This is a genomic window from Variovorax paradoxus NBRC 15149, assembly GCF_001591365.1.
GTDB classification, from domain to species: domain Bacteria; phylum Pseudomonadota; class Gammaproteobacteria; order Burkholderiales; family Burkholderiaceae_C; genus Variovorax; species Variovorax paradoxus.
Genome location: NZ_BCUT01000007.1, coordinates 455063 through 480668 on the forward strand (window position 1 = coordinate 455063; position 25606 = coordinate 480668).

Sequence of the window (25606 nt, forward strand, 5' to 3'; positions counted from 1 at the left end):
GTGGTCAGTCTTTCGTGAGGTAGCCGGCAATTTCGAGGCCGTAGCCTGCGGCCATGCTCGGCATGCGGCGGGGCGTGCCGAGCAGGTTCATCTTGTGCACGCCGCATTCGCGCAGGATCTGCGCGCCGATGCCGTAGCTGCGCAGGTCCATGCGGCCGCGCTCGGGTGCCTGCGCGGGGCGCGCGGTGCCGTCGAATTGCGCGAGCAGCTCGCCGGCCGTTTCGCCGCAATTGAGCAGCACGGCCACGCCCTTGCCCTCGTTCGCGATGTGCGCGAGGCTGGCGTCCAGGCTCCACGAGTGCAGCGAGCGGTTGATCTCGAGCGCATCGAGCACCGACAGCGGCTCGTGCACGCGCACCGACACCGTGTCTTCGGGCGACCACTGGCCGCGCACCAGCGCCAGGTGCACGCCGCGGCTCGGCTTGTCGGTGAAGGCATGGGCGGTGAAGCTGCCCCAGGCGGTCTGGATCTCGCGGCAGCCGACCTTCTCGACCAGCGATTCGGTGCGGCTGCGGTGCTCGATGAGCGCGGCGATGGTGCCGATCTTCAGGCCGTGTTCGGCCGCGAAGAGCTGCAGGTCGGGCAGGCGCGCCATGGTGCCGTCCTCGTTCATCACCTCGCAGATCACCGAGGCGGGCGAGCAGCCGGCCATCGCGGCCAGGTCGCAGCCGGCTTCGGTATGGCCGGCGCGCATCAGCACGCCGCCGTCCACTGCCTGCAGTGGAAAGATGTGGCCGGGCTGCACCAGGTCGCTGGCCACGGCGTTGCGCGCCACCGCCGCCTGCACGGTGCGCGCGCGGTCGGCGGCCGAGATGCCGGTGGTCACGCCTTCGGCCGCCTCGATGGAGACGGTGAAGGCCGTCGAATGCTTGGCGCCGTTGCGCGACACCATGGGCGGCAGCTGCAGCCGCTCGCACATCTCGCGCGAGAGCGTGAGGCAGATCAGCCCGCGCGCATGGCGCGCCATGAAGTTGATGGCCTCGGGCGTGATGTGGTCGGCCGCAATGACGATGTCGCCTTCGTTCTCGCGGTCTTCCTCGTCCACCAGGATCACCATGCGGCCGGCGGCGAGCTCGGCCACGATCTCCTCGACCGAGGAAATCGGCGCGGGTGCCCGCGTGCCGCGGGGAGCGCCGATGGGCGTGACGGAAGCGTTCATTCGGCTGTGTCCTTGGAATACGTGGAAGGAGTCGGCACCAGCACGCCGGCCTGGAGCATGCGCTCCACGTAGCGCGCCACGGTGTCGATTTCGAGATTGACCCTGGAGCCGGCCTGCAGGCTGCCGAGGGAGGTGTTGTCGACGGTGTGCGGAATCAGGTTGATGCTGATCTCCGCGCCGCCGTCGATGTCGCTCACGCTGTTGACCGTGAGGCTCACGCCGTTGACCGTGATCGAGCCCTTGTACGCCAGGAAGCGCGCGAGCGCGGGCGGGGCCACCACGCGCAGCTCCCAGCTTTCGCCAACCGGCGCGAAGTGGCTGACCGTGCCGATGCCATCCACATGGCCGGAGACGATGTGGCCGCCCAGCCGGTCGCTGGCGCGCAGCGCCTTCTCGAGGTTGATGCGGGCGCCTTCTTCGGTCAGCCCCGCGGTCTTGTCGAGCGATTCGGCCGAGATGTCGATGGTGAACTGCTGCCGGGCGGGGTCGAGCGTGGTCACGGTCATGCACGCGCCGTTGAGCGCAATGCTGTCGCCGAGCCCGACGTCGGCCAGATAGCCGTCGGGCACCGCAATGCCGAGTCTTTTGCCGTAGGAGGAGGAGGGGCCGAGGTCGTGGATGGCGGCGATGCGCCCCACGCCGGTGATGATTCCGGTGAACATCCGCGCATTTTCGCAGACATCGGGGGTCCGCCCGGCGGGCGCCTGCATTCGCCCGCTAGAAAGCGTCCCTTCCGGCGACCCGGGCCACGATCCGGACGTCCGGCCCGATCCGCTCGATGGTCCTGAACTCCAGCGGCAGCGCGCCGGCCAGGTCGGCCAGCGGCCCGCCGGCGTGGATGCCAGAAGCCATGTCGAGCCCGTCGCCGATGAGCTTGGGTGCCAGGTACACCAGCAGCTCGTCGACCAGGCCTTCGCGCAGCAGCGAGCCGTTGAGCTTGTGGCCGGACTCGACGTGGAGCTCGTTGACCTCGCGGCGGGCCAGATCCCGCAGCATCGCGGCCAGGTCGACCTTGCCCTGCGCGTTGGGCAGGTAGGCGATGGTGGCGCCGCGCGCTTCCAGGGCCGCGGCCTTGGCCTCGTCCTGCGCCGCGGCGTAGATCCAGACGGGCCGCCCGGCCATGAAGATCCGCGCGTCGGGCGGTGTCTGCAATTGGCTGTCGACCACCACCACATGCGGCTGGCGCGTGGTTTCCACCAGCCGCACGTCGAGCCGGGGATCGTCCTCCAGCACCGTGCCCACGCCGGTCAGCACCGCGCTGGCCCGCGCCCGCCAGGCGTGGCCGTCGGCGCGCGCCGGTTCCGAGGTGATCCATTGGCTCACGCCGTTGCGCAGGCCGGTCTTGCCGTCCAGCGAGGCGGCAGCCTTGAGCCGCACCCAGGGCATCTTGCGGACCATGCGGCTGAAAAAACCGAGGTTGAGTTCGCGCGCTTCCTCCGCGCCCGGCCCCACCTCGACCGCCACGCCGGCCGCGCGCAGCCGCTCGAAGCCCTGGCCGGCCACCAGCGGGTTGGGATCGGCCAACGACGCCACCACCCGGCCGATGCCCGCCACCGCCAGCGCATCGCAGCAGGGGCCGGTGCGGCCATGGTGCGCGCAGGGCTCGAGCGTGACGAAGGCGGTGGCACCGGCCACCGAATGGCCGCGCGCCGCGGCATCGCGCAGCGCCATGACCTCGGCATGCGGGCCGCCGACCTGCTGGGTGCGGCCTTGGCCGATCACCGCGCCGTTCGCGTCCACCAGCACGCAGCCGACGCGCGGATTGGGGTCGGTCTCCGGCCCGGCCTGGCGCGCGAGGTCCAGGGCCTGGGTCATGAAATTCACAATTTCATTTGCATTTGTCATTTTTTATTAAATCAAATCTATTTGGAAATCAATTTAAAAACAATTGAAGTCGATGATCCATTGATCCGTTTATTTCGACCGCTCATCGTTCAATGGGTGGTCAATATGAATTGGCCAAATAGAATTTTTAAAATTGCAGTCAGGGAGAAAGGTCTGCCGCTCCAGCCATTTGGGCGAGGCGGCGGACGGTACAACATGAAAAACGGATTCTGCGCGTCCGTGAGGACGCGTTCCCGCAGAAGCGGAGCCCCATGTGGCTTCACGCTGGTCGAAATGATGGTCGTCATCGTACTGGTGGCCATCCTGCTGGCACTGGCGCTGCCCAGCTTCAACAGCCTGATCGAGAAGTACCGCGTCGAGGGCATGGCGTCGGCTCTGGTGGCGAGCGTGAGCCATGCGCGTGCAGAGGCGGCTCGGCGCGGGCAGGCCGTGACCATCCGGCAGCGTGCGGAGTGCAGCGGCGCGGACTGGAGCTGCGGCTGGGAAACCGTGGTCGGCAGCGGCACCGGGTTCGAAATCCTCCAGCGGCAAGACCCTGACACGCGCGTTGCAATCCAGAAAAGCGCGCTCGGGCCCATGGCCTTCGATCCCATGGGCCATTTTTCGAGCGTCGCCCGCATCAGCTTCCACCCGGTTGGAAGCGCCAGTTCATCCAACGACGTCGCTGTGTGCCTGTCGCTCGGCTGGCGCGTCAGGCGATGCTGAGGGGGCGGAACGTGCCGATCAATTCGATTCGCGCGCCGCGCGGCCAAGCGGGCTTCTCGATGATCGAGGCCCTGGTGGCCATTCTCGTGCTCTCGTTCGGCCTGCTCGCGCTGGCCGGCTTCCAGCTGCGTGTGCTCTCCGACAGCGTGGGCGCGAGCAACCAGAACATCGCCGCGCTGCTGGCCGGCGACATGGCCGATCGCATCCGTGCGAATCCCGTGGCCGGTGCCGTGTCGGCCAGCCCCTACGTGGCCGGCTGGTCGGCGGCGAACGCCACCGCGCCCACCCCCGCCTGCGCAGGAGCGAAGGCCCGTTGCACCGCCGCTCAATTGGCGGCCCACGATCTGTGGACCTGGAAGCAAAGGGTGGCGAGTGCGTTGCCCGGCGGCGTGGCCGACGTGCAGAGCAAGAAGGCCGTCGGCGGCCTGCTGTTCGTGCACATCGCCTGGGACGAGCCCTCCGCAGTCAACCCGATCGCACCGGCCTGGAGCTGCCCGCGCGGCAAGGCCTGCCAGGAAGCCATCGTCGCGGTGCCACAGCCATGAACAACAAAGCCTTCTCTCACCGCCTGCGGCAGGCCGGCTTCACCCTGGTCGAAATCCTCGTCGCGCTGATCATCGGCATGCTGGTGGTGCTGGCCGCCATGGCCAGCATGCTCGGCACGCGCAGCACCGCTGCGACCGGCGACGACGTCAATGTGCTGCACCAGTCGTCGGCGCTGGCATTCAGGCTGCTGGGCCAGCAGATCCGGCAGGCCGGCTACTTCCCGATCGATGCCACCGGGCCGCTGTACTACTTCGATGTGAACGCGGGCACCAAGCTCGATAGCGAGCCGGCCTTCTTTGCGATCAAGGGGCAGGAGGCGGCCGCCGGTTCGGTGAACGACACGCTCAAGGTCGGCTTTGCGCCGAATCCGGATTTCTTCCATGACTGCCTCGGCCAAGTGGCCAAGGACAAGGACTCAGGGGGAGCGGCGTACAAGCCCGCCTCTCCCGCGGACCCCGCGAACGTGCGCCTCATCACCAGTGAGTTCTACGTAGTCAACGGCGCCTTGCGGTGCAAGGGCAGCGGCCATACCACGCCGCAGCCGATCATCGACGGCGTCGAGCGCTTCGATGTCATGTACGGCATCGGCGATGCCGGAACCGAACGCGTGGTGCGCTACGTGACGGCCACGAACGTAACGAGCTTCGATCAGGTTCGCACGGTGCGCGTGTGCCTGCAGCTTGCGGGCACTTCCAGGAGCAACCCGGGCGGCAGCTACGTCGACTGCGATGGTTCGTCCCGGACCAGCAGCGACGGCAGATTGCGCCGCGTCTACACCGCGGTGTTCGCACTGCGGAACCTATGAAACACATTCAGGTCCCCGGCAGACGCTCGGCGCAGCAGCGCGGGTTCTCGCTGTTCATCGTGCTCATCATGCTGCTGCTCTCGGCACTGCTCGCGGTGGGCGGTGCGCGGACGGCCCAGCTGCTCGAATCGATGGCGGGCAACCAGCGTGATTACCAGCGTGCCTTCGAGGCCGCCGAAGCCGCGCTGCTGGATGCCGAGCGCGACATCCGGCAGCAGGCCTTCGATGCCACGACCCAGACCTACGTGGCGTGCTCGGCGCTCGTGAGCTCGCCTTGCCGCAAGGCCGCCGATGGCCGCGTGTTTCCCGACCGGGATACCGGCTGGGTGACCGCCTACGTGGGCAAGGGCGCCAACAGCTGCGATCGTGGCATCTGCTACTTCGCCGGGACCGACTCCGTGGGCGCCGCTTCGGGCAGTGAGGCCTACCGGTTCTGGACCCGTTCCGCCTACGTGGACCAGTACGCCGCCTACGGTGCATTCACGGGCGCGCCGACGGCCGGCAATCCGGCCCTGGCCAGCGCCCGGTACTGGATCGAAGTGATCGACCGCGCGCGCAGCGACGAGCCGCTGTACCGGATCACCGCGCTGTCCACCGGCGCGCGCACCGCAAGCACGGGCGGCGGTACGCGGGTCCTGTTGCAGATGTCCTTCGATCCGGCCGCGGTCAGGAAAGTGAATTGAGCATGGCGGGAAGAATAGATATGAACATCCATAGGTTTTCGAGGAACGCCATGCTGTGCGGCCTCGTGCTGGCGCAGACCGCCGGGCACGCCGCGCAATATCCGCTGTCCCAGGCGCCGCGCAACACGGCGGTCAAGGAGCCGGCGCCGAATGTGATCGTGTCGGTCGACAACTCGGGCAGCATGGCGGCGTCGTCGCGAGCGTCGGACGGAAATTGGGCACCGCCGGCCGGAACACCCACGCGGCTCGAAGCGCTGAAGACCGCGCTCAGGGACAACTTCTCGGCGGCCAACATTCCCAACGGCCGGATCCGCCTTTCCTGGCAGGCGATGAACAACAACAAGGACGGCAGCTGCGTCGGCTTCTTCGGCGACATCGCCCCTGGCATCTATCAGGCCGGCAGTTGTCTCGTCAATGGCCGAGCCAATGCGAACCTGATGCGTTCGCTGGACGACACGCACCGCGCCAATTTCATGAGCTGGGTCGACGCCCTGGCCGCGGAAGGTGGAACACCCTTGCACGCCATGATGACCCGCGCTGGCGAATACATGATGACCACCGGCCGGTACAGCCCGTACTCGAACGACCCTGGCGTGGAGGGTGCCGCCCAATCGAGCTGCCGCAAGGCCTTCCACATCTTCATGACGGACGGCGACTACAACTTCTTCGGCTTCAACCCGGATCCCGCGGCGCTCAACATGCCGGCCATCGGCAACGCGGATGGAACGAGTCGCGCCCTGCCTGACGCCGTGACCTATGTGCCGCGCGCGCCCTACAAGGACAACGCGGGTGCCGTCAGCAACAGCGCCAACTGGAGGAAGTACGGTTCCGGGTGGAGGCCGACGGCGGAATACCGGCCCACGTTGGCCGACATGGCATTTCACTACTGGGCCACTGACCTGCAGCCCGATGTCCCCAACAAACTCAAGAAGATCGTTGCCGAGCCCGGCAATGCGACTGTAGGAAAGGCGACGGTCCCAGAGTACTGGAACCCCAAGAACGATCCCGCCACTTGGCAGCACCTGATCACCTACACCATCGGGTTCGGCGCTGCCTCGTCGTGGGCGGGCACGCCGGCCATTTCAGCGAATGCGTCGCAGCCGACCTACAGTGGGGACTATGCAGGACTGGTCGATGGAACCGCTGCCTGGCGGAATCCGTTGACGAGCACGCTGGAAACGACGGAGTTCACCTGGAACGATGGAAGCGTGACAACGGGAACCCCGCGCTGGAGTTCCGGCGGTGGTGCTTATGGTTATTACCACGAGAGGGCCGACAACGCCGCCGCCGTGCGCATGGACCTCTGGCACGCCGCGCTCAACAGCCGCGGCACCTTCACGCCAGCGGCGAATGCGAAGGCGCTCAGCGATGCCTTCCGGTCCATCCTCTCGCAGATCCTGCTCAACACCAGTGCCTCGCTGACCTCGATCTCGGCCAGCGGCTCCAGGGTTTCGACCGCCACTTCGGCCTACCAGGCCGGCTACGACACGGCCGACTGGTCGGGCAAGCTGACGGCCACTCCGTTCGGCAGCAATGGCAAGCTGGCCGCCGCGCCCGCGTGGTCGGCGCGCGAACTGCTTGATGCGCGCATGGCTGTGCCCGGCGCGCACGACGGCAATCGCAAGGTGCTGAGCTTCTCGGGCACCAGCGCCGCGGCCAGCGGGGCGGGCGTGCCGTTTCGGTGGGGCAACCTGAGCGAGGCGCAGAAGGCGGCGCTCAAGGGCAGCACCGCCACCGACGCGGCAAGCACCGCACTCGGCCAGGGCGTGCTCGACTTCCTGCGCGGCGACCGCAGCAACGAGGGCGCCGGCCTCAACCTGCGCAAGCGCGGCCATGTGCTGGGGGACATCGTGGGCTCCAGCGTCCGGTATGTGGGGAAGCCCAACAGCGGCTTCACCCATGAAGGCTATGCCGCATTCGCCTCGACCATCGCCCGCGCGCCGATGGTCTATGTGGGTGCCAACGACGGCATGCTGCATGCCTTCAACGCGGGCACCGGCCAGGAGGCGTTCGCCTATGTGCCGGAAGGCGTCTATGGCACGGCGGCGGCGCCCCAGCTCAAGAAGCTCAGCGAAAGCACCTACTCGCACAGGTACTACGTCGACGGCAGCCCGTTCGTGGCCGACATCTACATGGGTTCGGCCGCCGACGCCAAGGCCACCGACACCGAGAAGGCGAAGCTGTGGAAGTCCTTCCTCGTGGGGACGCTGGGGGCGGGCGGCAAGGGGTATTTCGTGCTCGACGTCACCAAGCCCGAGAACATCGGCGAGGCCAACGCCGCCGGCGTGGCCCTGATCGATACCACCGCCCTTGCCGACGACGACCTCGGCCACCAGTTCCAGCAACCCGTGCTCGATTCCTTTTCGAGGCGCGCGCTGCAGGTGGCGCGGCTCAACAACGGCCGCAGGGCCGTGATCCTGGGCAACGGCTACAACAGCACGAGCGAGAAGGCGATGCTGTGGATCCAGTACCTCGACGGCGACAAGTCCGTGCTGAAGATCCCCGCGCCGGCCACGCAGGCCGCCGGCACCGGCAACGGGCTGTCGGCACCGCAGGTGGTGGACAGCAACGGCGATGGCAAGGTCGACTACGTCTATGCCGGCGACCTGCTCGGCAATCTCTGGAAGTTCGACCTGAGCAGCGCCAAGAGCAGCGACTGGAAGGCCACCCTGGGCGCATCGAGCCTGGACGACGCGCCGCTGTTCGCCGCCGGCGCCACGCAGCCGATCACGGCCGCGCCGCTGGTCGTCGACCATCCGCGCGGCGGCTACATGGTGATGTTCGGCACCGGCCGGCTGTTTGCCGCCGGCGACGAAGGCAGCACCGCCCAGCAGTACCTGTACGGCGTCTGGGACCGCGCCAACGGCAGCACGGGCACCGCGGCGCTGGCCGACCTGGTGGCGCAGACCATCGGGACCGGCACGGTCAAGGAAGGCGACGTGGAATTCCGCACCGCGTCGAACCACGGCGTGAGCTACAGCGGCTCGGGCGGCAAGCGCGGCTGGTACCTCCAGCTGGGAACCGCCGGCGAGCGCATCGTCTATCCGGGCGATGCGCTGAGCGGGAGCGCGGGGCTGTTTTCGTCCACCATTCCCGGCTCCGCGAGCAATTCGCTCGACTGCGCGCCGGGCACCAGCGACGACGGCTGGTCGATGGTGGTCGACTTCTTCAGCGGCGTGGTCCCCGACGGCATTGCCTACAACGGGTCCACCAGCGCGCTGGGCAGCTACCTCGGCTTCCGGAACCATTCAGGACGGGACGACATCGTCTTCCGGCCGCAGGACGCCGCGGAAAAAGGCAAGCACGTGATCTGCAATGCGGCCGGCGGCTGCAACGAGACCGAGCTGCCGCAAGCCGTGCGCCGCTTCGGCTGGCGCAACCTGATCTCGTCGAACTGACGCCGCAGCGCTCCCCGAGCCATGAACAAACATCCTGAAATGCAGGCCCGCAAAGAGCGGATTCGCCCGCGCGGCTTCACGCTGGTCGAACTCATGATCGTGACGGCGGTGATCGCCGTCCTGGCCGCGATCGCCTACCCGAGCTACACGCGCTATGTGCTGCGGGCCAAGCGGGCCGATGCCAAGCAGCAGCTGCTGCAGGCGGCCCAATGGACCGAGCGCTACCTGACGGCCAACGGCCAATATCCGCCTTTAACCGTTGCGCTGCCGGCGGGGCTGAACCAGGCGCCATCCTCCGGCACGGCAAACTACACCATCAGCTATGCGGCCCGGGACGCGACCAGCTACACGCTGCAGGCCGAGCCGCAGGGCGCGTCGGCCGCCGACGAATGCAAAACACTCACGGTGAACCAGCAGGGCGTCAAGCTGGCGGCCGGCCAGACCAGCGCTTCGAATGCGCTGGTGCAGGCCTGCTGGAACCGCTGAGCGCGGGGCTCTTCTTCAGATGTCGCGCAGCAGCTGCCGGAACTCGTCCACGTCCTCGAAGCTGCGGTAGACCGAGGCAAAGCGCACGTAGGCCACCTTGTCGAGCTTTTTCAGCTCGCGCATCACGAGTTCGCCCACCTTGGTCGAATCGATCTCGCGCAGGCCGCTGGCCAGCAACTTCTGCTCGATGCGCAGCAGGGCGTTGTCGATCTGCTCGATGCTGACCGGGCGCTTGCGCAGCGCCAGCATCATCGAGGCGCGGACCTTGCCCGATTCGAAGTCGGCGCGGCTGCCGTCCTTCTTGACGACCACCGGAAAGTTGACGTCGGGCCGCTCATAGGTGGTGAAGCGCTTGTCGCAGGCGCTGCACTGGCGGCGCCTGCGCACGAAGTCGGCGTCTTCCGAAACGCGGGTCTCGACGACCTGCGTTTCGAGATGACCGCAAAAAGGACATTTCATGCGGCCACTTCTTGCCGGATCAGCGGTAGACCGGGAACCGGCTCGTCAGCGCGTGCACCTTGGCGCGGACCGCATCGATGTTGGCGGCGTCGCGCGGGTTCTCGAGCACGTCGGCGATCAGGTTCGCGGTGATGCGCGCCTCTTCGTCCCTGAAGCCGCGCGTGGTCATGGCCGGGGTGCCGATGCGCACGCCGCTGGTGACCATCGGCTTTTCGGGGTCGTTGGGGATCGCGTTCTTGTTGATCGTCATGTGGGCGTTGCCCAGCACGGCTTCGGCTTCCTTGCCGGTGATGCCCTTGGCGCGCAGGTCGACGAGCATCACGTGGCTTTCGGTGCGTCCGCTCACGATGCGCAGGCCGCGCTCGGTGAGGGTGTCGGCCACGATCTGGGCGTTCTTGACCACCTGCTGCTGGTAGGCCTTGAACTCGGGCGACATGGCTTCCTTGAACGCGACGGCCTTGGCGGCGATCACGTGCATCAGCGGGCCGCCTTGCAGGCCCGGGAAGATCGCGCTGTTGATGGCTTTCTCGTGCTGCGACTTCATCAGGATGATGCCGCCGCGCGGGCCGCGCAGGCTCTTGTGGGTGGTGGAGGTGACCACGTCGGCATGCGGCACCGGGTTGGGGTACACGCCCGCGGCCACGAGCCCGGCATAGTGGGCGATGTCGACCATGAAGATCGCGCCCACGTCCTTGGCCACCTTGGCAAAGCGCTCGAAGTCGATGCGCAGCGAATAGGCAGAGGCGCCCGCGATGATCAGCTTGGGCATGTGCTCGTGCGCCTTGCGTTCCATCGCGTCGTAGTCGATGGCTTCGTTGGCGTCCAGGCCGTAGCTCACCACGTTGAACCACTTGCCGCTCATGTTGAGGGGCATGCCGTGGGTCAGGTGGCCGCCTTCGGCCAGGCTCATGCCCATGATGGTGTCGCCGGGCTTCAAAAAGGCCAGCATCACGGCTTCGTTGGCCGAGGCGCCGCAATGCGGCTGCACGTTGGCGGCGTCGGCGCCGAAGATCTGCTTGACGCGGTCGATGGCCAGCTGCTCGGCCACGTCGACATGCTCGCAGCCGCCGTAGTAGCGCTTGCCCGGGTAGCCTTCGGCGTATTTGTTGGTGAGCTGCGAGCCCTGCGCAGCCATGACGGCCGGCGAGGCGTAGTTTTCGCTCGCGATCAGTTCGATGTGGTGTTCCTGGCGCGCGTTTTCGGCCTGGATGGCAGCCCAGATTTCGGGATCGGTCTGTTCGACCAGGATGTTGCGGTGGTACATGGCAGTCCTTTGAAGACGAGGTCCTTGTTCTTCAACCAAACAAGGGCTGCCCAGGCGAACGGCTGAACGCCTGTATGGATGCCAGGCGGCACGCTTCCCAGTGGTATTCCACGTCAGCGCAGGGCACCGTGCGGGGTGCTGCGCCTATCGCCAGTCGCGTACGGGGTGAAGTGTAGCGCAGGGGCTCAGGAAACGCCCGACAGCAGGGCCACTTTCTGCGGGTCCGCTGCCGGCTCGGCCGCCTGTTGCGGCTTGGGCGGCACGGCAACCGGAATCGGCTGGGCCTGCGCACGCACGACCGGCGCCGCGGGCGTTGGCATGGTCGGCGGATTGCGGCCATTGGCTACCTGAACCAGGCGTTCGTGCTCGGCCAGAACCTTGCCGGCATAGCCGCCGTCGTCCTCGAGGTTGGCCGCGCCCACGTAGTAGCGCAGGCCGCCTTCGAGCGAGCCGGCGCGGGCGATGCATTCCTGCAGCACCTTCACGCCCACGCGCATGTTGGTCACCGGGTCGAAGGCGGTGAGCGTGCCGCCCGCGCTTTCGTACTTGTCGCCATGCACGCGTGTCATGACCTGCATCAGGCCCTGGGCGCCGACCTGGCTCTGGGCGAAGGGATTGAAGCTCGATTCGACGGCCATGATGGCCAGGATCAGCGTCGGGTCGAGCTTGGTGCGCTTGCCCAATTGATAGGCCTCCGCAACCAGCACGCTCAGCGGTTCGGCCGCCACGCGGTACTTCTTGCTGAGCCAATAGGCCACGGCGGCCTGCTGCTTGGGCAGGTCGCCGGGGCTCGCGGCCGTGGTGCGCACGATGGCGGTCGGCTCCAGGTCGGTGGCTTCGGGCGCGGGCTTGCGCGACTGCAGCCAGCCCATGAGCTGTTCCTCGCCGGTCTTGCGCAGGTCGGGCCGCGCCACCAGGGCGAGGGCCGCGAACACGATGGCCAGGCCGACCAGTGCAAACCCGTTGTGGGTGATTTCAAAAAAGCCGTCTGCCACATCGGACACAAAGGTCCTCAGCCCGCGGGCCGTGGCATCAAACGCCTTGTTCATCGCTCTTCCTTTCTGTGCGGCACCTGGTCGCAGCGCCGCGGGGGCGATGGATGAAGGCAGCGGCGCTTGGATTGGTACGAATCAGGCTCCGCGCATGGAGGTGTAGGGGGTGGAGCGCGGCGGCCTGATCAAGCCGGGGGAACTCGGCAGCGGATTCAGGTGGCCCCTGCTGGGTCTGGGGCAGGCCAGGGGCAGGCGGGATTCTAGCGCGGCTAAATACCCGGTCAAGTATAAGAGCCTATTCCCTTATGTGATTACATATTTAAACAAAATCTGAGGGAAAACCCTTGGAAGACGGCATTGCAATGCAAGGGCGGGGCGCCTAATCTGAATACGCCTGAGTTCTCAGGCGGTTTTCCGAAATCCTACGGCCCGAGGTGCAAGTCAAGGGTTGGAACGATGGAGGATCCATGGCGGCAATCTCTTGCTGCCAGCACGGCAGGAACCATTGACTTCCGGTCGCGCGAAACGATGGCATGGGTTTTGTGCCCGCCATCAAGCCCGGTAATGAGACTTTTCGTCGAATTGCCGGGCTTTCTTGTTTCTGGCTCCAAGCTTCTTTGCGGCACACTCCCGCGATGGATGTAGCTTCGCTCAAACAAAACAAATGGGTGCGACGTGGGATCGTCGCGTTGCTGGTTCTGCTGGCGCTCTGGGTCATCGCCTGGCTCGCGGTGCCGCCAATTGCCAAGAGCCAGCTCCAGAAGATCGCGAGCGAGAAGCTGGGCCGGCAGGTCACGGTCGGCAAGATCGATTTCAAGCCCTGGACCCTCGAGCTCGCGCTGAACGACCTGCGTATTGCCACGGCCGACGGCAGCCGGCCCCAGGTGGCGGTCAAGCGCATCTATGCCGACGCCGAACTGCAGTCGATCCTGCGGCTGGCGCCGGTGATCGATGCGGTGACGGTCGAGGCGCCGGCCATCCTGCTCACGCACCAGGCCGACGGCAAGTACGACATCGACGACATCCTGGCCAAGCTCGCGGCCGGACCGCCGCCCGACCCCAAGGCCGAACCGGCGCGCTTTGCGATCTACAACATCTCGATCAGGGACGGCGCGGTCGATTTCGACGACCAGACCGTCAAGCGCAGGCACGAACTGCGCGGCTTCGTGCTCAACGTGCCGTTCCTGAGCAACCTGGCTTCCAAGCGCGACATCAACACCGAGCCCAAGCTGGCTTTCGCGCTCAACGGCAGCAAGTTCGATTCGGCGGCCCTCACCACGCCGTTCGCGGCAAGCCGCAAGACCGACGCCCACGTGCAGTTCAAGGGGCTCGACCTGGCGCCGTACCTGGGCTACATCCCGGGCGGCCTGCCAGTGCAACTGCAGGCGGGCAGCCTGGATGCCGACCTGAAGATCGACTTCGAGCAGGCTGCCACCGCCGGCCTCAAGATCACCGGCACGGTCGAGGCGCACAAGGCCAAGCTCGGCGATGCGCGGGGGCGGGACCTCCTGGGTTTCGATTCGCTCAAGCTGGCGCTGGCCGACGTGCGGCCGCTGGAAGCGGTGTTTCACCTGAGCGAGGTGGCGCTGGCCAATCCGCAGCTTGCGGTCGCGCGCGACGCCAAGGGCCAGCTCAACCTGCTGGCCACCGATCCGGCCACCGGAGCGGCAGAGAAGGTGGCGAAAGCCCCCGCCGCCGCCGCAAGCGCGCCGAACGGCAAGGCCCCCGAAAAGCCGAAGCTGAAGGTCCGCGTCGACAAGGTGGCTCTCAGCGGCGGGCGCATCGGATGGCGCGATGAAACCGTCCAGCCGGCCGCGGCCATCGAGACGACCGCGCTCGGCCTCGACCTGACCGAGCTCACCTGGCCCATGGAGAAGCCGGCCCGGTTCAGCGGCAGCACCGCCATTGCCGGCGCCACGCTCAAGTTCCAGGGCAGCGCCACCGACAAGGTGGCCGAGGTGCAGACCGAGGTCGACGCGCTGCCGCTGTCGCTGGCGGCCCCCTACCTGGCGCAGAGCCTGGAGCCCACGCTCGACGGCAAGCTCAGCGGCCAGGTCGAGGTTGCCTGGGCCCAGCCCGACCTGCGCTTCAAGGCGCGGCGCGTGGCCGTCGACGGCCTGGCGCTCACCCAGGCGAAGACCGCGCTGGCAAGCGTCGGGCGCTTCGAGCTGATCGACGCCGAAGCCGACATGACCAAGCACACGCTCGACGTGGCCTCGTTCACCGCCACCAACCCGAAGGTGCAGGTCGAGCGCGACAGCGAAAAGCGCTGGATGTTCGAGCGCTGGCTCAAGACGCCGGCCGGGAACGGCGGCACGGCGCAGGCCAAGGCGGCTGCGCCCAAGCCTGCCGGCGCCGGCCCCGAGGCGGCCCCGCCCGGCGCCAACACCAAGCCCTGGGCATTGACCATCGGCACCCTGGCGGTCGACAACGGCACGCTGTCCTATGCCGACAAGGCCAGCGCCACGCCGGTGGCCGTGGAGATCACGGCCTTCAGCCTGAAGGCGCAGAAGGTCGCGCCCGAAACCGCCACGGTCTCGCCCTTGCAGGTTTCGGGGCGCATCGGCTCCCGCCGCTCGGAGCCGGGGCGCTTCGACTACAAGGGCAACGTGGTGCTCAAGCCGCTCTCGGCCGAGGGCCGGCTCGAAGTGGCCTCGTTCCCGGCCCATGCCTTCAAGGCCTACTACGCCGACGCGCTCAACGTCGACATCCGCCGCGCCTTCGCCAGCTACAAGGGGACGGTGCGCTACGCGAGCGCGCCGGCGGGCATGACGATCAAGCTGGCCGGGGACACGGCGCTCGACGACTTCCGCGCCAACAGCATCTCGCTGACGCAGTCGCCGGGCTTCGACCGCAACACCAACCAGCTGCTGAGCTGGAAGACCCTGAGCCTGCGCGGCCTGCAGGTGAGCATGGCGCCCAATGCCGCACCGGCGGTGGATGTGCGCGAAACCACGCTGACCGATTTCTTCGCCCGCGTGATCGTCGACCCGACCGGCCGGCTCAACCTGGTGAACCTCACCAAGAAGGGCGAGGCGGACGCCAACGCCGCTGCCGCGGCCAGCGCGGAGGTCAAGACCCGGCGCAGCCTCGGCGGGACCACCACCACGACGCGCGGCGGACCGCAGCAGCCTTCGGGTGGCGGCGGCGGTGCGCCGGTGTCGGCCGAGGCCATGGTCGGCGGCGGTCCCGAGCCTGCCAAGCCGGCCGCGGCGCCCACCGCAACTGCGCAGGCCGAGGCCGATGCGGGGCCCAGGCCGGTCATCAACTTCGGCCCGATGAGCCTGGTCAACGGCCGCATCGACTTCACCGACCTGTTCGTGAAGCCCAACTATTCGGCCGACCTGAGCGAGCTGACCGGCAAGCTCAGCTCCTTCTCGTCGAACCCGCCCAAGGGCGAGGGCGGCCGTCCCGCGCTGGCCGACCTGGAACTGCGCGGCAAGGCGCAGCAGACCGCCGCGCTGGAAATCACCGGCAAGCTCAATCCGCTGGCCAAGCCGCTGGAGCTCGACATCACCGCCAAGATGCGCGATCTCGACTTGGCACCGCTGTCGCCATACTCGGTGCGCTACGCCGGCCACGGCATCGAGCGCGGCAAGATGAGCATGGACGTCAACTACAAGATCGCACCCGACGGCCAGCTCACGGCCTCCAACAAGCTGGTGCTCAACCAGCTGCAGTTCGGCGACGAAGTGCAGGGCGCGCCCAACAGCCTGCCGGTGCGGCTCGCGGTGGCCCTGCTGGCCGACCGCAACGGCGTGATCGACGTGGACCTGCCGCTCAGGGGCTCGCTCAACGATCCGCAGTTCAGCATCGGCCCGCTGATCTTCAAGGCGGTGGTCAACCTGATCGTCAAGGCCGTGACCTCGCCGTTCAGCCTGCTGACCGGCGGACTTGGCGGCGGCAGCGGCGAGTCGAGCACCATCACCTTCGAGCCCGGAAGCGCCGTGCTCAGCGCCACTGCCAAGGAGAGCCTGGACAAGGTCGTGAAGGCGCTGACGGAGCGTCCGAACCTGCGGATGACGGTGGTCGGCACCGCCAGCCTCGAAAAGGAGCGCGACGCCTACCAGCGCCAGCGCCTGCGCCAGCTCGCCCAGGCCGAGAAGCGGCGCGTGGCGGTGCGCGGCGGCCAGGACGGCACCGAGGTGCCGCCCCTGACCGATGCCGAATACCCCGAGCTGCTGACCGCCGTGTACAAGCGCGCGGACATCACCAAGCCGCGCAACATGGTCGGCCTGGCCAAGGACCTGCCGGTGAAGGAAATGGAAAACCTGCTGCTTGCGAGCATTCCGGTCGACGAGGAGTCGATCCGCCAGCTGGCCGTGGAGCGCGGCGCCGTGGTGCGCGACTACCTGCTGGCCCAGAAGCTGCCGAGCGAACGCCTGTTCCTCGGCGCCGTGAAGACCAAGGCGAGCGGTGACGACTGGAAGCCCGGCGCCGAGCTCGACCTGGCCATGAAGTGACGAACGCCCACTTGGTTTTCCGCTCCGCCTCGCCATATAGGTAGCCATCCCGCGCCGCTTCCGGCAGCCATTTGGCTGCGGTTGCGGCATGGAATTCAACCGCCCGCCACAACTGGGTGAAAATGTCGATGTGCGCCGGCCTTTGCCGGCGCCTTCGCTTTCTCTCTTCAGACAACGATTTCGCGCAAGTGACCTCTACTTCTTCCAAGCCACACGACCTCCAGGCCCTCGACACGCTCACCGGCGGCGCCTTCACCGCGCCAACTTCGGGCGAGCGCGCCGCGCGCATCCGCGACTGGCTCGCAGGCAACCCCGCGCCCGAGCAGATGCAGGAAGTCTTCAAGGAGCTGAGCGGCCGCGACAAGGGCGCCGCGCGCCTGCTGCGCGAAAAGCTCGACGAACTCAAGCGCGCCAAGAGCCAGGAGGCCATTGCCGCCGAATGGGCACAAAAGGCCGAGGCGCTGCTGGCCCAGCCCAAGCTCAACATCGCCGATGCGCTCGCCTGGCAGCGCGACGCCGCCAAGGCCGGCGCGCCCCTCTCGCGCGAACCGCTCGCGGGTTTCAAGGTGCAGTTGGCCGAACGCGTCAAGGGCATCGAAGACCTGCAGCACCGCGCCCAGGTGCACCGCGAGGCCGCCGTGCTGCTGGCCCAGCGCTTCGAGGTGCTGTCGACCAAGGGCTGGCAGGACGCCCAGGCCGCCGAGGAATCGCTGCGCGCCGACGTGGCCCATTGGCAGCAGCAGGCCGCCGACATCACGGCCGATGCCAACTGGAACAGCCTGGATGCCAGGTTTGCCCCGCAGCTCGAAGCGTCGAAGGCGCAGTTGCTGGTCGTCTCCGATGCGTTCCATGCGGCATTGGCCCAGGCGCAGGCCGCGGCCGCCGACGCTGCCGCTCCCTTGCCGCCGGTGCCGGTGTGGGCCGACGAACTTCGCGCCGCGCGCGGCGAAGTCGTCGCACCCAAGGCGGCGCCCGCCAAGCCCGCGGCGCCCAAGGTCGACCCGGCCGTGCGTGCAGCGGCGCAGGACGCCGTGCAGGCGGCCCTGGCCAAGCTCGAACAGGAAACCGCCGAAGGCCACGGCAAGGCCAGCGCCGGCGCGGCCGCCGCATTGCGTGCGGTGCTGAAGGAACACGGCAAGCTGGTCGAGGCACCGCTCGAGGCGCGCGTGCATGCGGCGCTGGTCGCAGCCGGCGAGCTCGAAGGCTGGCAGCGCTGGAGCGCCGACAAGGTGCGCGAAGACCTCGTCGCCAAGGCCGAAGGCCTGCTCAAGCGCCCCGAAGGCCAGGCCCTTGGCGGCCGCAAGATGCAGGAAACCCTGCGCTCGCTGCGCGACCAGTGGAAGCAGGCCGACCAGGGCGGCATGCCGAACCATGCGCTCTGGAAGCGCTTCGACGAAGCCTGCAACGAAGCCCACAAGGTGGTCGAGGCCTGGCTCGAGAAGGTGCGCGCCGATGCGGCCGAGCACCGCGCGCACCGCGTGGCGCTGATCGAAGAAGTGCGGGCCTGGGCGGCCGAGCACGCCAACCCCACCGACCTGAAGGCGCACAACCGCGCGCTGCATCAGTTTGCCGACCGCTGGCGCGATGCCGGCCACGTGGGCGAGAAGATCTTCGCCGAGCTGCAGCCGCAGTGGAACGAAGCCTTCGGCGCCGCGCGCGCACCCTTCGAGGCGGCGCAAAAGGCCAGTATCGAACGGCGCCAGGCCATGATCGCGGAAGCCGCCGAGCTCGGCGCCCAGCCCATGCTGCGCATCGATGCCGTCAAGGCGCTGCAGCAGCGCTGGCAGGCCGAGGCCCAGGGCGTGCCGCTCGACCGCCGGCATGAGCAAAAGCTGTGGGACGCGTTCCGCGCACCCATCGACGAAGCCTTCAACCGCAAGACCGCCGAGCGCGAAAAGGTCTCCTCTGCAATGAGCGAGCACGACCGCCATGTGCTCGAGGCCTCCAAGGCACTGGACGCGGCCAATGCCGGCGGCGACGTGCAGAAGATCCGCGCCGCCATCGCGCGGCTCGAAGCCGCGCTGCGCGGCGAGGCGCCTCCGCCTGCGCCGGCACCTGCCGCAAAGCCTGAGCCCTCGAGCGACGGCCCCGCCGTGGGCGCCACCGAAGTGGTTGCGCCCGGACAGGCCGCGGCCGAGTTCGGCGAAAGCGCCGAGCAGGCGCCGGGCTCGAGCGACGCGGAAGCCCAGCCGGGCACGCACGCTCCGGCCCGTGCCGCGGCCAGCCCGGACCTCGTCGCGCCGGCCGACGGTGCCGACGCATCAGCGCGCTCCGACGTGGCGGCACATGACGCCGGCGAAGCTGCCGCGGCCGAAGAAGCCAAGGCACCGCCCGCACCGCCGAAGCCCGCTCCCAAGCCCGTGGTTGCCGTGCGCGGCGACGACCGTCCCGGCAACAAGAAGGCCGACGCCGTGCCCGCGGGCCGTGCAGGCGGCCGCTTCGGCGATCGGCGCGACGGTGCCCGTCCGGGGCCGGGCGGCCCTGGCCGTCCCGGTGATCGCGGCGCGGCGCGTCCCGATGGCCGTGGCGGCGACCGCGGTGCGCCGGCCGGACGCTTCGGCGACCGTCCGCCGCGCTTCGAGGACCGTGGTCCGCGGCTCGGCGACGCCGCTTTCCGCGCCCAGCGCGAAGCGCTCGAGCGCGCCGACCTCGCACTGCGCAAGCTTGCGGCGCAGGCCCACGGCGAAGCGCTCACGCAGGTGCTCGGCGCATGGGAACAGCGCGATGCCTCGCGGCTGCCCAGCGTGCAGGAACTCGGACGCGCGGTGACGCCCGCGGTGCGCAGCGGCTGGTCCCAGGCCATCGGCACGGCGCCCAAGGCCGCGCCCGATGAAGCTGCCGAAGCACTGCTGCGCCTCGAAATGGCCGCCGAAGTGCCGACGCCGGCCGAGCAGCTCGAAGCGCGCCGTGCATTGCAGCTCAAGCTGCTGACCAAGCGCGGCGATCCGGCACCGGCCCAGACCTGGGGCCAGGACGCCGGCAAGGTGCTGGCGGCGGCCCATGACCCTGCGAGCGCGCGCCGTTTGCAGAATGCGCTGAAGGCGCTGCTGCGCAAGTAGGCGGGATCGTCGTCCTGCCAAAGAAGAAAAGCGCCCACGGGCGCTTTTCTTTTGCCCGGCCGCGCGCGGCGATCAGGCCTGGCCGCGTCCGAAGAATTCGTCGAAGAGCGCGAGCACCGACGGAAAATCCCGCGCAAAGGCCGTGCGGTTCACGAAGTAGGCCTCGCAGGCCACCGCGAAGAATTCGCTGATCGACACCGCCCCGTAGTCGTCGAGCCATGGCGGCTCCGCGCCGAAGCGCTCGGCCAGGATGGTTTTCTCGCGGAAGTCCTCGTACGCCGGCTGCAGCACCGCGAGCCAGGCGGCGCGGGCCTCGCGTGCGCTTCGCTTGCCCGCAAAGCCGGGCGGCAGCGGCGGGCAGCCGTCGGCGTCGCCTGCGCGCATGTCGATCTTGTGGGCGAATTCGTGGATCACGACGTTGTAGCCGCCGCCCGTCGTGATGCCGCTCGCGAGCACGTCCTGCCAGCTCAGCATCACCGGCCCGCGGTCCATGGCCTCGCCGGCCACCACTTCGTCGTATTCGTGCACCACCTGCGCCTCGTCGACGATCTTGCGCCGCGCGACGACCTCCGACGGATGCACCACGATACCGACGAAATCGTCGTACCAGTCCAGCCCGCCCTTCAGGTTGAGGATCGGCAGCACCGCCTGCGCGGCGATGGCCAGCGCGACCTCGTCGGTGATGACGAAGCCCTGGGTGCCATGAAATTCCTTGTCGCGCAGGAACTCGGCCGAGAGGGTTCGAAGCCGCAGCTGCATGTCGTGCGGAAGCTCGCCAAGAAAGGCATAGCGCGCCAGCGTGGCCTGCCAGGCGTCTTCAGGGATGGAGGGCAGGGCGCGCAGCCGGCGCAGCCACTTGAACATACCCGCGCTAGCGCAGGTCGACGCGCTGTGCGCCGGCGGGGGACAGGCACAGCAGCTGCGCGCGCGGCGGATGGGCTGCGGCATCCCAGTCGCTGAGGACGATGCGGCTGAGGCCGTCGCCCAGGTCGTGATCGGCCGGGCGGTGCGTGTGGCCGTGCACCAGCGTGTGCGCGCGCGCCTGCTGCAGCCACTGGCGCGCGGCGCCGCCGTCCACGTCGGCCCAGACGGCCGAGGGGTTGCGCTTGCGGTCTTCGCTTTGCGCGCGCATGGAGCGCGCGAGCGCGCGGCGCTCGGCCAGCGGCCTGGCCAGGAAGGCGGCCTGCCATTCGGGCGTGCGCACCTGGGCGCGGAACTGGAGGTAGTCGGTGTCGTCCAGGCAAAGGATGTCGCCATGGCTCAGCAGCCAGCGTTCGCCATGCAGCACCAGCACCGTGGGGTCGTCCAGCAGCGTGAAGCCGCACTGGGCAGCGAGCGCCGGGCCCACGAGGAAGTCGCGGTTGCCGTGCATGAAGTACACCGGCAGCCGCTCGGCCGTGCGGCGCAGCAGCTCGGCGCATTCGGCCTCGAAGCCGGGCAGGGCGGCGGCGTCGTCGCCCACCCACACCTCGAACAGGTCGCCCAGGATGACGAGCGCATCGGCCGGCGTGGTCTCCAGATAGCCGCGCCAGGCCTCGAAGGTGGCGGGCTCGTCGACCTGCAGGTGCAGGTCGGAGATCAGGTCGACGGTGCGCCACGCGGGCGGGGCGAGCAGTTCCTTGAAAACCGGAGGTTCCGCCATGCCCGTGCCGCGCCGCGTTCGTTCGCCGGTCCGCGCGTTATTCCGCGACGAGGACGGCCTTCTCGATCACCACGTCCTCGAGCGGCACGTCGTCGTGGAAGCCCTTGCGGCCCGTCTTCACGGCCTTGATCTTGTCCACCACGTCGGTGCCGCCGGTGACCTTGCCGAACACCGCGTAGCCCCAGCCTTGGGCCGAGGGCGCGGTGTGGTTCAGGAAGCCGTTGTCGGCCACGTTGATGAAGAACTGGGCGGTGGCCGAGTGCGGTGCGCTGGTGCGCGCCATGGCGACGGTGTAGTTGTCGTTCTTGAGGCCGTTGTTGGCTTCGTTCTCGATCTCGGCGCCGGTGGGCTTTTGCTTCATGCCGGGCTCGAAGCCGCCGCCTTGCACCATGAAGCCCGGGATCACGCGGTGGAACACCGTGTTGTCGTAGTGACCGTTCTTCACATAGTTGACGAAGTTCTCGGCCGACTTCGGCGCCTTGGCGCTGTCGAGTTCGAGCGTGATCACGCCGTAGTTCTTGATGTGGAGTTCGACTTTGGGGTTGCTCATGAGGGAGTCCTTCCTTCGGATGTTCGGAAATTATTTCGCCAGTGTGGCGGACTTGATGATGATGGGCTCGAGCGGCACGTTCTGCATGCCGCCCTTGTTACCGGTTTGCACGGCACGGATCTTGTCGACCACCTCGGTGCCGGCCACGACGCGGCCGAACACCGTGTAGCCGTAGCCGTCGGGGTTGGGCGCGTTGAGCGAATCGTTGTTCTTCACGTTGATGAAGAACTGCGAGGTGGCCGAATTCGGATTGCCCGTGCGCGCCATTGCGATGGTGTAGCGGTCGTTCTTCAGGCCGTTGCTGGCTTCGAGCGGAATGGGCGCGCGCGTGGGTTTTTGCTGCATGTCGGCCGTGAAGCCGCCGCCCTGGATCATGAAGCCGTCGATCACGCGGTGGAACACGGTGCCGTCGTAGTGCTTGTCCTTGACGTACTGCAGGAAGTTCTCGACCGTCTGGGGTGCCTTGGCCTGGTCGAGCTCGACCAGGATGTCGCCGGCCGAGGTGGCGAGCTTCACGCGCGGGCCGGGCTGCTGTGCATGGACGGCGCCGGCAAGTGCGAGCGAGGCGGCCAGCACGAGCGCGCCGCGGCGGCTGAAGCGGGTGGACAGGGAAGGGGCTTGGATCGTCAAGGATGGCTCCGTGTGCGAATGATGTGGGGCGCGGGCCGGGCAATGCAAGCGGCCGTGGCCAGGATGCTGCCGGCGGTTGTCGTTTTACTTGCTGGCGCGGCCGACCGGCTTGCGGGCTTCAGGCGGTGCCGCCGGCAGGGCCGCGGCATCGGCCTCGGCCTTGGGCGTGAAGATCTGGCGGATCAGCGAGAGCTTGGGCGCCACGCTGGCGTTGGTGCTGGCGAATTGCTGCGCTCGCACATATTCCTGGGCCGCCAGGCGGGCGTACACGTCGCCGAGGTTCTCGTGCGCGGTGGCGTAGTTGGGGTTGAGCCTGAGCGCCTGCTCCAGCGCGGCGCGCGCCTGGTCGAACTTGCTCTGCGCTGCATAGAGCGCGGCCAGGTTGTTGTAGGGCTCGGGCAGTTCGGGGAAATCCTGCGTCATCTGCGTGAACGCGGCAATGGCCTCGTTCTGCTTCTTCTGCTCGGTGAGGATCACGCCGCGCAGGAAGCGCATCTGCGGATCGCGCGGCTTGCCGGCGATGTAGGCGTCGGCCTTGGCGAGCGCCTCGTTCGACTTGCCCTGGCGCAGCAGGGTGTTCACGTCGTCGTAGTCGTTGGCGTAGGCCGCGGAACCCCACAGGCTGAACAGCAGTGCGAAGGCGATGGAGAGTTTGGAGAACGCGACGTGCTTCATGAAGCCTCGGCAGGAGTGGGAAATGCGGGCTTCGAAAACACCCGGAATGGACACGGCAGCAGCCGTTTATACTGCGGTGCATTGTAGCCGAGGGGCCATGTCCAACCCCTCGTGGCCACTGTCCCGTCACCCCTGAAATACACCGTCGTTCGCCCGTACCGCACGAGCGCGAAGCGACGCTTTCCGAGCCTCATGAGTCTGCGCATCTACAACACGCTTTCGCGTGAACTGGAGGAGTTCTCCCCATTGCAACCGGGCCGGGTGCGCATGTACGTGTGCGGCATGACGGTCTATGACCTCTGCCATCTGGGCCATGCGCGCTCGATGATCGCCTTCGACCTGGTGCAGCGCTGGCTCAAGGCCAGCGGCCTGGCCGTGACCTACGTGCGCAACATCACCGATATCGACGACAAGATCATTCGCCGCGCGGTCGAGAACGGCGAAACCATCCGTTCGCTCACCGACCGCATGATCGATGCGCTGCACGAAGATGCCGATGCGCTCGGCATCGAGCGGCCCACCCACGAACCCCGCGCCACCGACTACATCCCGCAGATGCTGTCGATGATCGGCACGCTCGAGAAGAAGGGCCTGGCCTACCGCGCGGAGAACGGCGACGTGAACTACGCGGTGCGCAAGTTTCCGGGCTACGGCAAGCTCAGCGGCAAGTCCATCGACGAGCTGCACGCGGGCGAGCGCGTGGCGGTGCTCGACGGCAAGGACGATCCGCTCGACCCGGTGCTCTGGAAGAGCGCCAAGCCGAGCGAACCCGAAGAAGTGAAGTGGGCCAGCGAGTTCGGCCCGGGCCGCCCCGGCTGGCACATCGAGTGCTCGGCCATGGCTTGCGAGCTGCTGGGTGAAACGCTCGACATCCATGGTGGCGGCGAAGACCTGCAGTTCCCGCATCACGAGAACGAAATTGCGCAGAGCGAAGGCGCAACCGGCAAGCCGCTGGCCAACTACTGGATGCACAACGGCTTCATCGTGACCGACAACGAGAAGATGTCCAAGAGCCTGGGCAACTTCTTCCTGATCCGCGACGTGCTCAAGAAGTACGACGCCGAGACCATCCGCTTCTTCGTCGTGCGGGCGCACTACCGCCGTCCGCTCAACTACAGCGACGTGCATCTCGACGACGCCCGAGCCTCGCTCAAGCGGCTCTACACGTCGCTCGACCTGGTCGCGCCGCAGGCGTTGGCGGCCATCGACTGGAACGATCCGTATGCGGCGCGCTTCAAGGCCGCAATGGACGAGGACTTTGCAACGCCCGAGGCCGTGGCCGTGCTGTTCGACCTGGCGGGCGAAGTGAACCGCACGCAGTCGCCCGCGCAGGCCGGGCTGCTGAAGGCGCTCGGCGGATGCCTGAACATCCTGCAGGACGACCCGAAGCGCTTCCTGCGCGCGGGCACCACGCTAGCCGAGTCCGCCATCCAGGCGCAGATCGATGCGCGCGCGGCCGCCAAGGCGGCCAAGAACTTCGCCGAGGCCGACCGTATCCGCAACGACCTCCTGGCGCAGGGCATCGTGCTCAAGGATTCGCCCACCGGCACAACCTGGGCCGCAGCGCAGTGAACGGAACCACGAATCCCATGCCTGCTTCCTCGAAAAACCCGGCGGTCCAGATCTTCACGCCGGACTATTGGGAAGAGGCCTGCAAGCACCTGTCCAGGAAGGACCGCGTGATGAAGCGGCTGATCCCGAAGTTCGGCGATGCCTGCCTCGAGTCGCGCGGCGACGCATTCACAACGCTCGCACGCAGCATCGTGGGCCAGCAGATTTCGGTGAAGGCCGCGCAGACCGTGTGGGACAAGTTCGTGGTGCTGCCGCGCAAGCTCACGCCGGCCAACGTGCTCAAGCTCAAGGTCGACGACATGCGCGCGGCAGGGCTGTCGGCGCGCAAGATCGAGTACCTGGTGGACCTGGCCATTCATTTCGATTCGGGCGCGGTGCACGTCGACGCCTGGAAGGACATGGCCGACGAGCTCATCATCGATGAACTCGTGGCCATCCGCGGCATCGGCCGCTGGACGGCCGAGATGTTCCTCATCTTCCACCTGATGCGGCCCAACGTGCTGCCGGTCGACGACCTGGGCCTGCTCAACGGCATCAGCGTCAACTATTTTTCGGGCGATCCCGTGAGCCGCAGCGATGCCCGCGACGTCGCCGTGGCCTGGGCCCCGTATTGCAGCGTTGCGACTTGGTATATTTGGCGATCGCTCGACCCGGTACCGGTCGCATACTGAAC

The 25606-nt window shown here is 67.8% G+C and carries 21 protein-coding genes and 1 riboswitch; of the genes, 10 read left to right on the forward strand and 11 right to left on the reverse strand.

Going from position 1 to position 25606, the window contains the following annotated elements:
• Positions 1-4: 4 nt before the first annotated feature.
• The 3 genes from ribBA to ribD are packed head-to-tail and all read right to left on the reverse strand — an operon-like array spanning position 5 to position 3004.
• On the reverse strand, positions 5-1159 hold the full coding sequence (gene ribBA / locus VPA02S_RS27715) for a bifunctional 3,4-dihydroxy-2-butanone-4-phosphate synthase/GTP cyclohydrolase II (protein WP_018904623.1): 1155 nt from the start codon (positions 1157-1159) through the stop codon (positions 5-7).
• Complete coding sequence (locus VPA02S_RS27720; RefSeq protein WP_026284004.1) at positions 1156-1821, reverse strand: riboflavin synthase; 666 nt, start codon at positions 1819-1821, stop codon at positions 1156-1158. Before VPA02S_RS27720 ends, ribBA begins: the two co-directional genes overlap by 4 nt.
• A 55-nt stretch (positions 1822-1876) precedes the next feature.
• Positions 1877-3004 carry a bifunctional diaminohydroxyphosphoribosylaminopyrimidine deaminase/5-amino-6-(5-phosphoribosylamino)uracil reductase RibD gene (gene ribD / locus VPA02S_RS27725; protein ID WP_018904621.1) on the reverse strand — a complete coding sequence of 376 codons (1128 nt, stop codon included), beginning with the start codon at positions 3002-3004 and terminating at the stop codon, positions 1877-1879.
• 195 nt (positions 3005-3199) lie between these two features.
• Between ribD and VPA02S_RS27730 the strand changes: the two genes are divergently transcribed.
• Genes VPA02S_RS27730 through VPA02S_RS27755 form a run of 6 tightly spaced genes read left to right on the forward strand, consistent with a single transcriptional unit; the run spans position 3200 to position 9627 of the window.
• Positions 3200-3709: a GspH/FimT family pseudopilin gene (locus VPA02S_RS27730; RefSeq protein WP_080642514.1), complete on the forward strand. Its 510-nt coding sequence runs from the start codon at positions 3200-3202 to the stop codon at positions 3707-3709.
• Positions 3710-3720: 11 nt separating this feature from the next.
• Positions 3721-4254, forward strand: a complete 534-nt coding sequence (gene pilV, locus VPA02S_RS27735) for a type IV pilus modification protein PilV (RefSeq protein WP_230537790.1) — start codon at positions 3721-3723, stop codon at positions 4252-4254.
• Positions 4251-5060 carry a PilW family protein gene (locus VPA02S_RS27740; protein ID WP_018904619.1) on the forward strand — a complete coding sequence of 270 codons (810 nt, stop codon included), beginning with the start codon at positions 4251-4253 and terminating at the stop codon, positions 5058-5060. The genes pilV and VPA02S_RS27740 overlap by 4 nt, the downstream gene beginning before the upstream one ends.
• Complete coding sequence (locus VPA02S_RS27745) at positions 5057-5743, forward strand: pilus assembly PilX family protein (protein ID WP_018904618.1); 687 nt, start codon at positions 5057-5059, stop codon at positions 5741-5743. The genes VPA02S_RS27740 and VPA02S_RS27745 overlap by 4 nt, the downstream gene beginning before the upstream one ends.
• A 50-nt stretch (positions 5744-5793) precedes the next feature.
• On the forward strand, positions 5794-9141 hold the full coding sequence (locus VPA02S_RS27750; protein WP_018904617.1) for a pilus assembly protein: 3348 nt from the start codon (positions 5794-5796) through the stop codon (positions 9139-9141).
• A gap of 39 nt (positions 9142-9180) precedes the next feature.
• Positions 9181-9627, forward strand: coding sequence for a type IV pilin protein (locus tag VPA02S_RS27755; protein WP_018904616.1), 447 nt, complete (start codon positions 9181-9183; stop codon positions 9625-9627).
• Between the two features lie 15 nt (positions 9628-9642).
• Here the strand turns inward: VPA02S_RS27755 and nrdR are convergent, their stop codons facing one another.
• The 3 genes from nrdR to VPA02S_RS27770 all read right to left on the reverse strand — a co-directional run bounded on the left by nrdR (position 9643) and on the right by VPA02S_RS27770 (position 12399).
• Positions 9643-10086: a transcriptional regulator NrdR gene (gene nrdR, locus VPA02S_RS27760; RefSeq protein WP_012748200.1), complete on the reverse strand. Its 444-nt coding sequence runs from the start codon at positions 10084-10086 to the stop codon at positions 9643-9645.
• Between the two features lie 19 nt (positions 10087-10105).
• Positions 10106-11350, reverse strand: coding sequence for a serine hydroxymethyltransferase (gene glyA / locus VPA02S_RS27765; protein WP_018904615.1), 1245 nt, complete (start codon positions 11348-11350; stop codon positions 10106-10108).
• A gap of 41 nt (positions 11351-11391) precedes the next feature.
• Positions 11392-11518: riboswitch (ZMP/ZTP riboswitch) on the reverse strand.
• Positions 11519-11535: 17 nt separating this feature from the next.
• A complete protein-coding gene (locus VPA02S_RS27770) occupies positions 11536-12399 on the reverse strand; it encodes a lytic transglycosylase domain-containing protein (RefSeq protein WP_018904614.1) in 864 nt (287 codons plus the stop codon).
• A gap of 578 nt (positions 12400-12977) precedes the next feature.
• Between VPA02S_RS27770 and VPA02S_RS27775 the strand changes: the two genes are divergently transcribed.
• Positions 12978-16805 carry a DUF748 domain-containing protein gene (locus VPA02S_RS27775; protein ID WP_018904613.1) on the forward strand — a complete coding sequence of 1276 codons (3828 nt, stop codon included), beginning with the start codon at positions 12978-12980 and terminating at the stop codon, positions 16803-16805.
• A gap of 128 nt (positions 16806-16933) precedes the next feature.
• Positions 16934-19864: a DUF349 domain-containing protein gene (locus VPA02S_RS27780; RefSeq protein WP_051128014.1), complete on the forward strand. Its 2931-nt coding sequence runs from the start codon at positions 16934-16936 to the stop codon at positions 19862-19864.
• A 72-nt stretch (positions 19865-19936) separates the two neighbouring features.
• On the opposite strand, the gene VPA02S_RS27785 is transcribed toward VPA02S_RS27780, so the two are convergent.
• The 5 genes from VPA02S_RS27785 to VPA02S_RS27805 all read right to left on the reverse strand — a co-directional run bounded on the left by VPA02S_RS27785 (position 19937) and on the right by VPA02S_RS27805 (position 23361).
• Positions 19937-20728, reverse strand: a complete 792-nt coding sequence (locus tag VPA02S_RS27785; protein WP_018904611.1) for a M90 family metallopeptidase — start codon at positions 20726-20728, stop codon at positions 19937-19939.
• Positions 20729-20735: 7 nt separating this feature from the next.
• Positions 20736-21506: a UDP-2,3-diacylglucosamine diphosphatase gene (locus VPA02S_RS27790; RefSeq protein ID WP_018904610.1), complete on the reverse strand. Its 771-nt coding sequence runs from the start codon at positions 21504-21506 to the stop codon at positions 20736-20738.
• Positions 21507-21543: 37 nt separating this feature from the next.
• Complete coding sequence (locus tag VPA02S_RS27795) at positions 21544-22056, reverse strand: peptidylprolyl isomerase (protein ID WP_012748192.1); 513 nt, start codon at positions 22054-22056, stop codon at positions 21544-21546.
• A gap of 30 nt (positions 22057-22086) precedes the next feature.
• Positions 22087-22686, reverse strand: coding sequence for a peptidylprolyl isomerase (locus tag VPA02S_RS27800; RefSeq protein WP_018904609.1), 600 nt, complete (start codon positions 22684-22686; stop codon positions 22087-22089).
• Between the two features lie 84 nt (positions 22687-22770).
• Positions 22771-23361, reverse strand: a complete 591-nt coding sequence (locus tag VPA02S_RS27805) for a tetratricopeptide repeat protein (RefSeq protein ID WP_012748190.1) — start codon at positions 23359-23361, stop codon at positions 22771-22773.
• Between the two features lie 192 nt (positions 23362-23553).
• On the opposite strand from VPA02S_RS27805, the gene cysS reads away from it, so the two are divergent.
• The gene (cysS, locus tag VPA02S_RS27810) at positions 23554-24933 is read left to right on the forward strand and encodes a cysteine--tRNA ligase (RefSeq protein ID WP_018904608.1); all 1380 of its coding nucleotides are present in this window, start codon (positions 23554-23556) and stop codon (positions 24931-24933) included.
• 17 nt (positions 24934-24950) lie between these two features.
• Positions 24951-25604: a DNA-3-methyladenine glycosylase family protein gene (locus tag VPA02S_RS27815; RefSeq protein ID WP_012748188.1), complete on the forward strand. Its 654-nt coding sequence runs from the start codon at positions 24951-24953 to the stop codon at positions 25602-25604.
• Positions 25605-25606: the final 2 nt, after the last annotated feature.